This window comes from Arthrobacter gengyunqii, assembly GCF_023022985.1.
GTDB classification, from domain to species: domain Bacteria; phylum Actinomycetota; class Actinomycetes; order Actinomycetales; family Micrococcaceae; genus Arthrobacter_B; species Arthrobacter_B gengyunqii.
Window position 1 is genome coordinate 661,562 of record NZ_CP095461.1, and the last position, 13,653, is coordinate 675,214.

The window sequence follows — 13,653 nt, forward strand, 5'->3', positions numbered from 1 at the left end:
TTGAAGGAGATCGCCATGTCCAGCACCATGAATCCCTATCTCAGCTTCCGGGACAACGCCCGGGAAGCGATGGAGTTCTACCAGAGCGTGTTCGGCGGAACCCTGGAGAGCAGCACGTTCGGCGAGATGAACATGGCCGACGACCCCGCCGAGGCCAACAAGATCATGCACTCGTCCCTGAAGACGGACAACGGGTTTGTGCTCATGGCCTCGGACACCCCGGCCAGCATGAATCTGGACGAGGGCAGCAGTTATTCCATCTCACTGAGCGGCGACGACGGCGAGGAGCTGCGCGGTTACTGGGACAAGCTGCTCGACGGCGGCCAGATGACGCTGCCGCTGGAGCGGGCTCCCTGGGGCGACGTGTTCGGCATGGTGAATGACAAGTTCGGCACCAGCTGGATGATCAGCATTGAGGGATCCGATTCCTAGCCGGACCGGTTCCTGGCGGGATTGCTCCTAGCCGGACTGCTCCGCGGCCCACTCCGCGAGCCGGTTGGCACTTTCCTCCTCGGAGAGGTCCTCGACCCGGCTCATAACGGACCAGCGCACTCCAAACGGATCGCGGATGCTGGCAAACCGGTCTCCGGACACGAACGTGCTCAGCGGTTCACGGATGGTTGCCCCGGCTGCTTCCGCCTTGGCCACTGTCTCGTCGACGTTGGCGCAGTAGAGGCCCATCGAATAACAGTCTTCGTCTCCGGCCGGCATCGGAACTAGTTGTACCCGGCCAGGACGTTGGTAGCGGCGTGTCTGGTTGAACGAAGGAGAACCTCCGGATGGGATGTGGCTTGTCAAAGGCCCGCTCCAACCCGGAGGTTCTCGTGTCCCACAGTAGTGCCCGTTTGACCGTTTATGGCCGGCTGCTGATCGTCCATCGCCACCAGTCTGGCTGGAAACAGGCCCATATCGCGGCCGCTATGGGTGTCTCACGCAAGTGCGTGAAGACCTGGATCGACCGCTACGACGCTGAAGGCGAAGCAGGGCTGGCCACACGATCCTCCCGGCCGCACACGATGCCAACGCGCACCAGCACCGAGGTTGAGCAGAAGGTTCTCGCTGCCCGTGCCGAGCATCGCGCCGGGCCCGACGTGCTCGGACCGATGCTGGGCGTCCCGGCGCGAACGGTGTCCCGGATCCTTCGCCGCCATGGCACGGCCTTCCTGCGTGACTGCGACCCGATCACCGGAGAGGTGATCCGCTCATCGAAGGCCACTGCCGTGCGGTACGAGCGCGAAACGCCCGGCGAGCTGGTGCACATGGACGTCAAAAAGCTCGGCAAGATCCCCGACGGCGGCGGCTGGAAGGCCCACGGGCGGCAAATGGGCTCCACGAACGCGCGCAAGCAGATCAAAGTCGGCTACGACTACGTCCACTCCGTGATCGATGATCACTCCCGGCTGGCCTACAGCGAGATCCTGCCCGACGAGAAGGGACCGACCTGCGCGGGATTCCTGGAACGCGCCATCACCTACTTCGCTTCACACGGCATCACACGGATCGAGCGCTTGATGACCGACAACGCCTGGGCCTACCGCTACTCGCTGCGTGATCTCTGCGCCGCCTACGACATCACGCAGAAGTTCATCAAACCGCACTGCCCCTGGCAGAACGGCAAGGTGGAGCGCCTGAACCGCACCCTGGCCACCGAATGGGCCTACCGACGGATCTTCACCAGCAACGACGAGCGGGCAGCGGCACTTGCGCCATGGCTCGAGCACTACAACAATGAACGACGCCACAGCGCACTCGGAGGCAAACCACCCATCAGCCGCCTGCTACCAACCTAATGGCCGGGTACAACTAGTCCGTACTGGGGGTTCGGCTCGCCCAGCTGCAGCCTGCCGTTGCCGAAGTCCAGGTCGGCATGCACCACCACGCCGCCCATCTCGGTGACGTCCACAGTTCGGGCGCCAAAGATGTCCCGGTAGAAGTCGATGGCGGCACGGGCGTCCGGCACAGAAAGGAACGGTGTCAGGCTGGTGACGCCGTGCGGAATGCCGCCGGTGGTGTGGGCGCCGGTGACCCCGGCCGTGCTGTCAGGAGGTGCCGGCGCACTTGAAGGCTGTGTCGTTGATGGATTCGTGCTGGACATTGGGCTGTTTGATGTAGTCATGGTGTCAGCGTAGGCAGCAGCTCCGGAGCCGGGCTTGGAGATTCGCGACAGGAATGACGGGGACGCCGGGAGGGAGGGGAGAGGTGGAGGAGCAGTGGCGGGGCACGCTATACCCGGCGCGGCTGCCTGTCTTCCATCGCATCCTGCCTGCTGAAGCGCTGTCGGACCGGGTGCGCTGGTTCTGGATTCCGGAATGGAACCTGGCTCCGGGCCGGATGTCCCGGCAGGAACTGCTGCCCTTTCCCGCATTGAACCTGGTGGTCCAGCCCGACGGCGTCACGCTCTCCGGCCCCGCGACCCGGCGCTCCTTCCGGGACCTGTCCGGACGGGGCTGGGCAGTGGGCATGCTGCTGCGTCCGGCGGCGGTGCCGGTGTTCGTTCAGGATCCGGGCAGCCTGCGCGACATTGAAATCCCGGTCGAAGCTCCGGAGCTGCTGACGGCGGTCTCGGCTGCCCTGTCGGGCGGCACTGATTCGGACGGCACTATGCGCGACGAACAGATAAGGACGGACCAAGACGACGACGGCGGTGCGTCCCGCCGGGCGGCCGCCGTCGTTGCAGCCGCCCGTTGGCTGGAGGTGCGGGTTCCTGTTCCGAACGCGGATGCTTTGTTGGCAAACCGGCTGGAGGACCTGATCCAGTCGGATCCGTCGCTAATGCGCGTGGAACAGGCCGCCGAGCAGCTTGGCGTCTCCGTCCGGACGATACAGCGGCTGGCCCGGCGGCATGTGGGGCTGCCGCCGCTGGCCATGATCCGCCGATACAGATTGCAGGAGGCCGCGGAGCGGGTGAGGCTGAGTCCCTCCACCCCTATTGCGGACATTGCCGCCGAGCTGGGCTACGCCGACCAGGCTCATCTGGCGTCAGCGTTCCGAGAGATCCTCGGCTTCACCGCCAGCAGCTACCGGCGGTCCGCGGGCGGGTCATAGGTCCCCAGCTGGTTCCTCCGCCGAAAGTGCCCGCCGAGCCGGATGCACTAAAGTTGCCTAGCTGGAATTACCTGAACTCTGATGAAAGTCACCATGATCACCACTGCCATCACATCCGAACTCGTCCACGGAACTGTGGAACTCGAAACAACCGCCCGGGGACTGCGGCCGCACCGCCTGCCCGCATCGGTGCGCACGCGTTTCCCGGACCCGCAGCTGCTGATGGCCGAGTCGCAGCCTTCCGGTGTCCGGCTGGCCTTCTCTACGACGGCGGAGCAATTGGAGCTGGTCACGCATCCCACCCGGGTGGTCTACCTCGGTGCGGACCGGCCGCGCGGTCACGTGGACCTGATGGTCGACGGCGAATTGGTGCACAGCGACACGCTCACCGGAGGTTCATACACCGAGGTGAACATGTCCACCGGTGCCAGCCGGCAGGTGGAGGGTCCCTCGCACACCAGCATCTTTTCCGGTCTGCCTGCCGGTTCAAAGGTGGTGGAGATCTGGCTGCCGCACAACGAATCGGTGGAGCTGGTGGAACTGCACAGCGATGCGCCGGTGAAGCCGCACCACTCCGGCCGGCCGGTCTGGCTGCACCACGGCAGCTCCATCAGCCACGGATCGAACGCGGCAACGCCGTCGGGCATCTGGCCTGCCGTGGCCGCGCAGCTGGGCGGGGTGGAACTGTTCAATCTGGGCCTGGGCGGCAGCGCCGTCGTCGACCCCTTCACCGCGCAGGTGATGCGCGATACCCCCGCCGACATCATCAGCGTGAAGCTGGGCATCAACGTGGTTAACCTGGACTCGATGCGGCTGCGGTCGTTTGTGCCCGCGGTGCACGGGTTCTTGGACACCATCCGCGAGGGACATCCGGAGACGCCCCTGCTGCTCGTGTCGCCGATTTTCTGCGGCATCCACGAGGACACTCCGGGCCCCGGTGCCTTCGACCCGGCGACGTTTGGCGCGGATCAGGTGAAGTTCATTGCCACCGGTTCGGCGGAGGGCGTGGCTGCCGGCCAGCTGACGCTACGGGTGATCCGCGAGGCGCTGGCGTCCCTAGCGGAACGCCGGTCCGAGGACGTGAACCTCCACTATCTGGACGGGATTGCCCTGTATGGCGCCGGCGACGCCGCAGCGCATCCGCTGCCCGATGCGCTGCACCCGGACAGTGCCACGCACTGGCTGATCGGGGAGCGGTTTGCACAGTATGCGTTCGCAGGTGAGGGGCCGTTTGGGCAGGTCGGGAAACGGGCTGTGGTCTAGGCGTTAAAAAGCGTGGGGGTGCAGGCTTGTTCAGCCTGCACCCCGACAGCGGAACAACGAGGCGGTTAGGCCTGGTATCCGCCGAACTTCTTGGCCTGCCGGTAGGCCTTCTTCCGGGTGAAGTACTCGCTGGATGGCTTCATGAACAGCAGTACGACGGCGGCGAGGGTGGCGAGGGTGGCCAGCAGCGTGAGGGTCCCGGCGACTGCACCTGAGGAGAACAGGCCGATGAGCCCGATGAGCCCGAGTACTGCGAAGATCGTGATGAGGATGCGCGCCCAGTTGTGGCCTGCCCGTACCAGGAAGGCCAGCGCCACCCGGACTGCCAGACCGAAGATGGCGGACAGTACAGCCGTCAAGGTACCGGCCCCGACGCTGGCGGCCAGAGTATCGGAATCAACCTCCAGCCCGGCGTTCCGAAACGTCTCCTCAAGGGAGTCGAGGTATTCGGGTGAGTTCACGTAAACCAATGCGAATGGCAGCGCGATCAGTGCCAGGACGGCACTCGCGATCAGCAGCCAGAACGCCTGATCCACCTGCTTGGGGCGGGACGGATCTTCGGCGGGAGTCATCTGGCCGTAGGGACTTCCCTGATACGCGTAACCGTTCTGCCCCGGGGCTCCCGGCGCGGGGTAGTTGTAGTTGCCCGGGGCGCCGGGGTTAGCCTGTCCGCCCTGGTAGGGGCTCTGCTGCCCCGGCTGCTGGCCGGGTGCAGGCTGCCCGGGCTGCTGGCCGGAATTCCACGGTCCGGGGTTGTTTCCGGACTGGTCGTTTGGCTGCGTCGGTTCACTCACGCGTTATTCCCCTTGTAATTAGTTCGCCGTGACGGCGCATGCGGTGTGCCGCCCGGAGCGGGCGGGTGATACTCCACGGTCAGCCTAGCCGCACGAGCGAAGAGAGCAGGGGTCTATTCACGGCCTGTCGTCTCATCGTTTGTGGGGCTTAGCGGCGCCCCAACAGTACTTCTCGGAGCTGGAATGGCATGATTCCTATTTCTTCTCCAATTCTGGGTCTTGGGACAGATTGTCCACGGGTGCAGCGATCAGCGCACGCTTCTCCGCAATCCGGCCGGCTTTTTCCGCGATACGATCGGCCTTCTTGAGTACCTGATCCTCACGCAGGCGGCTCAGCTCGTCGGGGACGGATGCAGCAGACGAGCGAACTTCGGCCACGGTGCCCTTAGCTAAATCGGAAAGTGACTTGCGCCAGGATTCGCGTTCGACGTCCCCAACCACAATGTCGAGGGACGCCACATCGGCGTAAGCAGTGACCAGTTCAAGGGTATTCTGAGCTTCCCGGAGGAGTTTCCGTGCCTTGAGCGGAGACCGGACACGGTTGGCGTCACTGACATCGGCGGCGCCGCCCAGGGAATCCGCCAGCCGCTGCACGCTATCGGTAAGGGCGAGACGTCGTTCTTCCACAGCGGCGCGGGCGGCTTCGGCATGAGCGGCCACCGCTTCAGCATCCGCTTGACGCAAATGCGCCAACTCAAGGACCTCAAGGCGCTGCTGATTCACGTGTGTGGCTGCGAGAATGACCAACCATCGCTGCAATTCGCCGCTGGCGGCACGTTCCACCGCATCGGCACGGTCGTTGAATAATTTAACAGCCAACGCGTTCGCGAGACTGTCCACGTGTCCTCGCGCCCGAGCCTCAGCCTGCGCCAATGCGGAAGCATGACCGGAGATTTGACTCCATGCGGTGTCAGTAATCTTGCCGGTTTCTTGGTAGAGGTTGAAGACCCGGCCCAAAACGTGGGTTAGACCCTGAATATCTCCAAGCGCAGCGATGCGGTTGTCCTCAAGGAGTTGGTCGAGCTTCACATCCATGGCTGCGACGAGTGCTTCGAGGTCGGCGATAGCGGTGCGAACCGCCATGACGGCGACGAGAAGCGCGGCGTTCGACTTGATCATGGGGTTCATGCCAAGGGCATCAAACTTCATGTACTGGTCAATGCGGCCCATATCTCCGCGGATCACGCCGGAAAGCAGACCGCCTTGAAGCTGGTTAAAACTCCCCAGTTCATTCAGGCGCTGGTAGCTCTCACTCGTCATGTGAACCCACCGAGGATCGAATCCGGAAGCGAGTGCATCGATGCCGAGAATCCCCGCGAACAGGTCCTTTGCGGATTGCCCGGTGGGTTTGGCGGACGACGGCTTCACATCCAGGCGCTCAAACAGCATGGCTACGGCCGCGTCCGAGCCTGCTACCAGTGCGCTGTCACCGGAAACAACTATTTGGACTTCGCTTGGCACTTCATTAGTGGGTTCATTCACGGGGTTCATTGTGGCATATTGGCGGCTCCATATCCGCCAATACCTAGCATATAAAGTCAAACGTATACGCGTGAGTATGTAAGAGTGACCGTATGAAGAGATTTATTGCACCGATCGTTCTTGCCATGGCCTTGACCCTGACGGGGTGCGGAGGATCAGAAGAGACGCCAGCTAACGCTTCCAGCCCTAATGCAGTTGAAAAGACCTCCGAGGTTCCTGACCTAACCGGTCAATGGAAGCAAAGTAATGCCGCGAGTGAGGAATCGTTCCAACAAGCCACCATCACTGCGGACACAATAACGATTGACTGGGTCAGCGACGGAGGCGACACGACATCCATCTACTGGGTTGGAACATTCGAACCCCCAACGCAGGCGGGGGAAAAACACACGTGGACGTCGCAGAGGGATGCCGCGGCGACCGACTCGGCACTCTTGGCATCCACTGATGCGACTAAAGACTTCACATATGAAGGGGATTCCATCAGTTACAAGGTCAGCATGCTAGGGACCACCACAACCGTAAAGCTCAAGAAATAACACCAAACTGTTGCGCCTGGGGGTGGCTTTTACGCTATTCGGCTGCTGGCCCCCAGCTCAGCAAGCATTGCCTCTAGCCGTCTTCCGCCGCTGCTTGCTTTTTCGTCAGACGTGAGTTGGAGATCCAGATCCTGCAGTTTTTTGCGCAGTGACTGCTCTGCATTCGAAAGTGCGTGTTCGTACCCCTCGGCTAGGAGGTAGGAATGGCTGTCGGCGGCCTGTGCCACCAGATAATCAAGGAAGATCTCAAGAGTTCGAGCCGTCGATCCACTGGCATCTGGACCCATGGACACCAGACTCAACTGGTTGGACCACATGCGCTCGCCCAGCGGGTCCTTGGACAGCATCAGTGCTGTCGCGATCCCGTCCTTTTCGTGCACTGTTCGGGGCAATGCCCGGCGCACGTCGTGGAGGATTTCGTGGAAATGATCGTCTTCCAAGCCGAACCCCACAAACAACAGGTGTTGTGTCATCAGCGTGGCTTTGACGAGAGCAGAAAGCGCATTGCGAGAGACATTGAAACCGAGGTAATCGTCGCGGGTCAGGACAATGCTCTCCGGATTCGTCACAGAACCGTGGAGTTTCAACAGCCAGGCATTCTTTTCCTGGGCTCCATCAGGAATCACGGTGCGAGGGATCCCAGCGTCAGCCGAGGCCATTTCAAACAATGTGTCGTAGTTCAAGGTAATCGCTTCACGGGAACCCAGGGTCGCCAGAAGTGTCGGTGCCAGGCCGTAGCGTTTCAGGTCCACACGACTTGCTATGGCTTGGTTGAACGATGTTCCACCCCGCTCGGCACGCTCACTGAAGATGGACCGCAGAATACCCGCCTGGTCCAGATTGCTGCGCTTCCGGAGGGAGGTCTTATCGGGCTCGGACAGACGCGCCTCCGAAGCCAGCCCGTCCAGAAGCTGTCCCCAGCTGGGCGCACCCGCGCTCATGCTGACTCCTGCCCCCATGAACGGCACGAGCTTACCCTCGAGGGCATAGTCGGCCAGCCGCTGAGCCTGCCCCCGCACCTCCGGGTCCAAGGATGGCCACCAGTCTGTGCCGTTGCGCTTCCGCAGCTCCTGAGCGAAGGCGAAGTCCTTCTCATCCCTGAGGACCAGAGCAATATCAACCTGAGCTTCGGCCGCTGCCCGGCGTGCCTCCTCGAGCAGGCGTTTGATGACATCTCCGCGGACAAAACCCGCTCCGCCTCCGCCCGTTCCAAACAGCGGGATCCCGAGAAGGGGAACTGGGCGGGCCGTATCCCTTCGTCCCTTTGCCGACCGTTCCCTGCTGCTTTCGGCCGCCACCTGAACAAACTCGCGTAGCGGCGCAATGAGATCGTCCACCGAGGAAATTCCCTCATACGGCACCGCTGTGAGGACGGGCAACGGCTCCCCGACGGGCCAGGAGTCCAGAGGTTGGGTCAACTTGGATTTGCTTCCAAAGGGGGCATCCCGGCTGTCGTTTACTGCGGACTCAAGCCCTCGTACCGCATCGCGCCAGTGCTTCCTGATGCTGTATGACCGATCCGTCGGCAGAAGCCACGCGTCACAGGCGAAGTTGGTCAGACTGCCTTTGGTCACGAAAACGTGCGATTCTCCCATGGGCGATTTCTATCACGAGCTGCGGCCTGCGCTGGGACCTGCCCGGTTTGCGGGGGAGTCGCCGCGGTTCCCTTTCAGTTGCCGGGTTCTGTTGCCTGAGCAACGGCCACAGCCAGGATCTCTCGGAAGGCGGGGTTCGGATGAGCGTTGGGCAGGACCCGGCGCACATGCTCCAGAGATCCCAACGGAGTCACTCCGGCGGCACGCGCACCGTAGAGTGCTGCAACGGTCGGGGTTCGGGATTCGGCCCGGACACAGTGCAGCAACACGGTTTTTGCTTTCAGCGCGGAAGCGTTCGACGGCGGCGGCAGCCTCCTGCAGGACATAGCCGGCGTAGGCGTTGAACTCCGGGGAGGTGGAATCCACCAGCCAGAACGTCGCCTGGTTCTCCGGCGCGATGCCGGTAACGTCATCCGTCCCAACCGGCACAGACTGACCACTGCATCAATACCCAGCTCCGCCGTCCTGCCGAGCGCACCTAAGCCAGCTCGGCGCGGACATTCACGGGTGCCCGCCGTGCCAGGCGGCGGTGGATGCTCTGGCACGCCTCCCAGCGTCCGGCTTCAACGCAAAAGGTCTTAATATCCATGGACTCACCTGGGCCTACGAGCACGTCGCGGGCCCAGGTGCGGCCGTTCGCTCGGTTGACGAAATGGACTATCCACCGATCCGCCTTGATTCCCGGTTTTCCGAGCAGCATGCCAAAGTACTCCCAGGTCACCCAATTGCACGGCCGCGACCTTTTACAAACCGACGTCCCCGGGCGTGTGTCCAAGGGGCGGACTGATTGCGAAGTGAATTTCCCTAGAAAGACTTTTTCTAAGACGATTGCTCAACTGTGCTTGGTGTTAACGGCCGAGCAGAAAATGTCTTGGTTTAAGTCTCGGTTTCTATGGGGGTATACGGTGGCGCGACGTGTGTATGGAGAGATACCGGGGTATCCACCCGGAAGTCGATTTCTTAACAGACAGGCAGCATACAACGCAGGCATACACCGGCACACCCAAGCCGGAATCTCCGGAACTGCTGATGGATCTGAGTCAATCTGCCTTTCGGATGGTTATTCAGATGATGAAGTCCAGGGCGACTTGATTACCTATACCGGATTCGGGGGTCGTGACTCCAATACAGGCCGTCACATGGCTGACCAGGAATTGGTCGGAGGCAATGCCGGACTGGTACGGGACTACGAAGTGGGGCGACCAGTGCGGGTCCTGGCCAGGGAATCGGTACTGACCGGACGAAAAAAGGATAGCTGGTACACGTACCTCGGCCTGTTCTTCGTGACGCAGTGGAGCTGGGGAGAACGGGACGGGTACAAAGTCCTTCGATTCCAGTTGCAGGCAGAGCCTTTGGACAGCTATACACCCGCCGAAGTTGCCCATGCTTTGAACCGTGGAGAGGATCTTCCCCCGCTTCGACGGAACACGGTCGTTAACCGCAGAGTGCGCAGCGCGGAAGTGGCTGAGTCCGTGAAAAGGCTGTACGACAACACTTGTCAGATCTGCGGTACGCAGTTGAAGACGGCAGCGGGAACATACGCAGAAGCGGCACATATCCGGCCTTTAGGCATTCCGCACGAGGGGCCAGACATTCTGGCGAACTTGTTGTGTCTCTGCCCCAACTGCCACAAAGAATTTGATGGTCATGCGGTGACAGTGGATGGCGACGGGAAGGTTTACCAATTTGGTGAGTATAAAGCCGACCTTGTCGTTCATTCACAGCACCAGCTGGACATGAGGTACCTGGCATATCATCGGGAGATATCTGAGGGCAGCTCTCGATAGCCGACGGCATTGTTGCAAACAAACGTGCGGTGGATTCCCAACCCAGCTTTATCACCACTGGTGCTGATGCTGTGCGCTCTAGACTGCACGGTTCTCGCTGTGCAGCTTCCACTCGAGCCTTCCGCCAGCTCCGGCTCTAACAGATCGGAACGCTGGCGCACCTACCGTACGGAGGGGTGGGGCAACTACCCGTTTCCATAGGGCCTTCCCCTCCACCGCCGCCGGCGGCACCGATAGCATCACAAGAGAAAGTGCCATACCGCTGCCGCCAAGAGCCGAACTCTGGGCGGCAGCCGAAGCTCTTTGCTGCTCAGAGCCAAGCCAAAAGCGGAAGAAGTTCCGCTCACATTCGTCAGGAATCAGCGGTGATGTCCTCAAGCATGGCTTCCAAATCCGCTGCTTTTGCGATGGCTGCGAACTGGGCTTCGGTCTTTCGCGTGTGGATGCCAACAGTCTCAGCTAGGCGCTCGAGACTGCTATCGTCCCACTGCCTGGTGTTGCCCAAATCCCATTCCCCATCGTCAATCCACAAGGTGTATCCGTGATCTGGGTTGGGTTCTTTTTCGAGAACGTAGCTCAAGCCTCCCCTCTCAGTTCTGTACGAAGCGCCCTCGGCGGCGTCTTCGTCGCCTTCCCACTGGACGTCGCCCTGCTTCGTGGCACTGGTCAATCGTTCAATCAGGATGTTCCAGTCCTCGTCACGGATGGAACGGGCGAGCGATTCTTGATCTTCCTCACCCATTGGAATACCAGACTCTATGCTTTCAAGAATTCGAGCCAGGAAGACGGATGCCGCATGATCTTCTGCTTCTAGCTCGTTTTGGTGTACTTGGTCTCGAACAGCACGGAACAAGAGGTCAAAGGGAATGCCCTCTGCTGACTTCTGATTCGTTATTTTGATATGGTCGCCAGATACAGGGTGCCCCTCCACTTCCCGCGCGACGCACATTTTGTATGAAAAGCCTCGCAGACGCCCAAAGAGGGTCAAGGTTGTCTGTCTCTTCTGTGCCTTGAACTGAAGCGCATTTCCATTGGCGTCGGGGCTTTCGTTGACTACCCAGGTGAGATTACCCTCGTGCGTGGATGCCAGGGCACGTTCGACTATGGTTCTCCAGTCAGCTAAGTCGTATGTGTATGGCATTTTTCTGATCCCCCGGTTGACTATCAGTTGTGGTGTAACTGAGGCGCATAATTTTCAATGAAAAATATGTTTCTTTTGTTCAAATCATAGCTCTATGCCCTGGGCAGTCTTTCGAACGCCACCTCCCTGCGAAGTTGATTGGGGATCTCGTCCGGTGCTCATATCGGGTTAGGGACTACTGTTTCAAATTAGTTCAGACACCCGGAACCCACGTCTCAGCCCGCCCCAAGGCCAGCTCGAGATCACGCCCGCCGGCCTCAGCGATAAGTTCTTGATCGCCCACCACCATCAGCAGACACCGCGCTCGCGAGAGCCCCACGTAAAGCTGCTCCGGGGCGCGGGCCATGTCCTTGAAGCCGTTCACGCAGAGGATCACCACTGAGCGCTCCAGCCCCTTGAAGCCGAGCACGTGCCCGTAGAATTCGGCATCGTTGTCGTGGAACTGGCGCCAGTACTCGGGAATGCCCTGGGATTCAAAGGCCTCCTGATGAATCGGATGCCGTTCCTTGGTAGTGAGGAGCGCGATCTGGTTGGCCGTCCAGCCCTCATCGATGAGCGCGTCCACGCAGTCACTGGCCACATCCAGCGCATCTTCGGTGGCGCAGTCTATGACCCGGACCGGCAGCCCGTCCCCGCCGCGGGGCGAGAAGCGTTCACTGGAGAAACCCCGGAACGTTTGGGCGATGCGCCGGGTGTTGCGGAGGTTCTCGTCAATGTGCAGGGTCACCAGCCCTGCGGTCGGGTCAGTGCTGGTGCCGGCGGTGGCAGCATCCCACCGGCCGTAAACGTTCTGCCGCTCATCCATAAACGCGTAAACGCCGCCGTCGTCGGGTTTCTTCAGGCAGGCAAGGAGCGCTTCCCACCACAGCGGGGCGAAGTCCTGGGCTTCGTCCACGACGATGGCGTCCAGCTTGTCCTCGATGGCCATGCTCCCCGCGGTGTACTTGAGCAGCTCCGGCATGTCCTTGTCGAAATAGTCCTGGCCGGTGCCGTCGGGCACGCCCAGGGACCGGACGTACTCGTGGAATTCGCCTACGAACACCGGCTTCGCTTGCCTTCTCCATCCCGCAACCTGACGGCGCAGATGCTCGCCGAGGCCCTTGTTGTAGCAGAACAGGCCCACCCGCTGGCCGTCTTTGGCCAGCCGCTTGGCCTTCTCCACGGCGAGCCACGTCTTGCCGCTGCCGGCACCGCCGACAAAGCGCGCCCGGTCAATGGCACGCGTGGAATCGAGCAGCACCCGCTGCCGCTCGGTGAGCTGGTCCTGCAGGTCTTCGAGCTCGGCGGCAGTGCTGCCGATGGGGGAGAAGGTATCGAGGTCTCCGGACAGGTGCGGAAGAATGCGGTTGAGGTAGGTGGGGGAGAGGGGAGAGCCGCCCTGTGCCTCGCGCTCGATGACCGTGCGGATCTGCGCGGCGCAATCTGCCATGCCGTCCTGGTCGATGATAAGGCTGCGGGGGATGCCCGCCATTTGCCAGTCCTGCGCAACATGGGTGTAGGGAAACGCTGCCATGTAGGCGAAGCGGCTGGTGAGCGGTGTGCCCAGGACGCTGGTGATGAATTCCTTGAAGGCGTGCTGGGCGCCCTGGGACTGGGCGATGGGGCTTTGCAGGCTGCGCCTGGTGCTGCCGTCGGATTGGTACCACTTTCCGTTTTCGACGGTGATCCGTCCGCCCTTGACCTCGATGGCCGCCAATCCGACGCCCGGCCACAGGACCAGGATGTCGATCTCGTGTTCGGCGCGTCCATGGCGGACGTGCACGGAATGCGCCAGCACGACGTCGTGGGGCAGCTGGGCGCGCAGGGTGTCCCAAAGTCCCTTTTCGGCATGGTGGCCGTCTGGAAAGTCAGGTTGGTCCGGTATGCAACGCACGATTCCCCCTCATCGATCCGGCGAGTGCCGGCTTCTGTCCGTAACGTATCGCAGGAACGCGACCAATATGTCCTCAGGAGCCCGGCAGGAACGAATTTCCAGGGACCCTGGCCAATCAACCGCGAGCGGTGTCC

General features: G+C 61.6%; 12 protein-coding genes and 2 pseudogenes. 6 read left to right on the forward strand and 8 right to left on the reverse strand.

Annotated features, from left to right (window positions below; translation table 11 throughout):
• Positions 1 to 15: 15 nt before the first annotated feature.
• Complete coding sequence (locus tag MUG94_RS03120; protein WP_227891731.1) at positions 16 to 432, forward strand: VOC family protein; 417 nt, start codon at positions 16 to 18, stop codon at positions 430 to 432.
• Positions 433 to 459: 27 nt separating this feature from the next.
• Here MUG94_RS03120 and MUG94_RS03125 read toward each other — a convergent pair.
• A pseudogene (locus tag MUG94_RS03125) lies at positions 460 to 720 on the reverse strand (VOC family protein); the annotation flags it as partial.
• A gap of 104 nt (positions 721 to 824) precedes the next feature.
• On the opposite strand from MUG94_RS03125, the gene MUG94_RS03130 reads away from it, so the two are divergent.
• A complete protein-coding gene (locus MUG94_RS03130; RefSeq protein ID WP_247098831.1) occupies positions 825 to 1,790 on the forward strand; it encodes an IS481 family transposase in 966 nt (321 codons plus the stop codon).
• Between the two features lie 11 nt (positions 1,791 to 1,801).
• On the opposite strand, the pseudogene MUG94_RS03135 reads toward MUG94_RS03130, so the two are convergent.
• Positions 1,802 to 2,095: pseudogene (locus tag MUG94_RS03135) on the reverse strand (VOC family protein); the annotation flags it as partial.
• A 104-nt stretch (positions 2,096 to 2,199) separates the two neighbouring features.
• Here MUG94_RS03135 and MUG94_RS03140 point away from each other — a divergent pair.
• Both MUG94_RS03140 and MUG94_RS03145 read left to right on the forward strand, forming a co-directional pair.
• On the forward strand, positions 2,200 to 3,045 hold the full coding sequence (locus MUG94_RS03140; protein WP_227909296.1) for a helix-turn-helix transcriptional regulator: 846 nt from the start codon (positions 2,200 to 2,202) through the stop codon (positions 3,043 to 3,045).
• 81 nt (positions 3,046 to 3,126) lie between these two features.
• Positions 3,127 to 4,308 carry an SGNH/GDSL hydrolase family protein gene (locus tag MUG94_RS03145; protein ID WP_227909297.1) on the forward strand — a complete coding sequence of 394 codons (1,182 nt, stop codon included), beginning with the start codon at positions 3,127 to 3,129 and terminating at the stop codon, positions 4,306 to 4,308.
• 65 nt (positions 4,309 to 4,373) lie between these two features.
• On the opposite strand, the gene MUG94_RS03150 is transcribed toward MUG94_RS03145, so the two are convergent.
• Both MUG94_RS03150 and MUG94_RS03155 read right to left on the reverse strand, forming a co-directional pair.
• Positions 4,374 to 5,102 carry a hypothetical protein gene (locus MUG94_RS03150; RefSeq protein WP_227909298.1) on the reverse strand — a complete coding sequence of 243 codons (729 nt, stop codon included), beginning with the start codon at positions 5,100 to 5,102 and terminating at the stop codon, positions 4,374 to 4,376.
• 195 nt (positions 5,103 to 5,297) lie between these two features.
• The gene (locus MUG94_RS03155) at positions 5,298 to 6,584 is read right to left on the reverse strand and encodes a hypothetical protein (protein ID WP_227909299.1); all 1,287 of its coding nucleotides are present in this window, start codon (positions 6,582 to 6,584) and stop codon (positions 5,298 to 5,300) included.
• 92 nt (positions 6,585 to 6,676) lie between these two features.
• Between MUG94_RS03155 and MUG94_RS03160 the strand changes: the two genes are divergently transcribed.
• Complete coding sequence (locus MUG94_RS03160) at positions 6,677 to 7,123, forward strand: hypothetical protein (protein WP_227909300.1); 447 nt, start codon at positions 6,677 to 6,679, stop codon at positions 7,121 to 7,123.
• A gap of 29 nt (positions 7,124 to 7,152) precedes the next feature.
• Here MUG94_RS03160 and MUG94_RS03165 read toward each other — a convergent pair whose 3' ends face one another.
• Positions 7,153 to 8,718 carry an SIR2 family NAD-dependent protein deacylase gene (locus tag MUG94_RS03165; protein WP_227909301.1) on the reverse strand — a complete coding sequence of 522 codons (1,566 nt, stop codon included), beginning with the start codon at positions 8,716 to 8,718 and terminating at the stop codon, positions 7,153 to 7,155.
• A gap of 478 nt (positions 8,719 to 9,196) precedes the next feature.
• Complete coding sequence (locus MUG94_RS17265; protein WP_489884359.1) at positions 9,197 to 9,439, reverse strand: ARPP-1 family domain-containing protein; 243 nt, start codon at positions 9,437 to 9,439, stop codon at positions 9,197 to 9,199.
• 145 nt (positions 9,440 to 9,584) lie between these two features.
• Here MUG94_RS17265 and MUG94_RS03170 point away from each other — a divergent pair, with 145 nt between their 5' ends.
• Positions 9,585 to 10,505 carry a YDG/SRA domain-containing protein gene (locus MUG94_RS03170; RefSeq protein ID WP_227909311.1) on the forward strand — a complete coding sequence of 307 codons (921 nt, stop codon included), beginning with the start codon at positions 9,585 to 9,587 and terminating at the stop codon, positions 10,503 to 10,505.
• A gap of 352 nt (positions 10,506 to 10,857) precedes the next feature.
• On the opposite strand, the gene MUG94_RS03175 is transcribed toward MUG94_RS03170, so the two are convergent.
• Complete coding sequence (locus MUG94_RS03175) at positions 10,858 to 11,646, reverse strand: hypothetical protein (RefSeq protein WP_227909302.1); 789 nt, start codon at positions 11,644 to 11,646, stop codon at positions 10,858 to 10,860.
• Between the two features lie 193 nt (positions 11,647 to 11,839).
• Complete coding sequence (locus tag MUG94_RS03180) at positions 11,840 to 13,519, reverse strand: nuclease-related domain-containing DEAD/DEAH box helicase (RefSeq protein WP_227909303.1); 1,680 nt, start codon at positions 13,517 to 13,519, stop codon at positions 11,840 to 11,842.
• Positions 13,520 to 13,653: the final 134 nt, after the last annotated feature.

Bases quoted from the DNA above. Each gene is read 5' to 3' on its own strand.
- MUG94_RS03120 (WP_227891731.1), top strand. From the start codon at position 16: ATGTCCAGCACCATGAATCCCTATCTCAGCTTCCGGGACAACGCCCGG.
- MUG94_RS03145 (WP_227909297.1), top strand. From the start codon at position 3,127: ATGAAAGTCACCATGATCACCACTGCCATCACATCCGAACTCGTCCAC.
- MUG94_RS03160 (WP_227909300.1), top strand. From the start codon at position 6,677: ATGAAGAGATTTATTGCACCGATCGTTCTTGCCATGGCCTTGACCCTG.
- MUG94_RS03165 (WP_227909301.1), bottom strand. From the start codon at position 8,718: ATGGGAGAATCGCACGTTTTCGTGACCAAAGGCAGTCTGACCAACTTC.
- MUG94_RS03170 (WP_227909311.1), top strand. From the start codon at position 9,585: ATGTCTTGGTTTAAGTCTCGGTTTCTATGGGGGTATACGGTGGCGCGA.
- MUG94_RS03175 (WP_227909302.1), bottom strand. From the start codon at position 11,646: ATGCCATACACATACGACTTAGCTGACTGGAGAACCATAGTCGAACGT.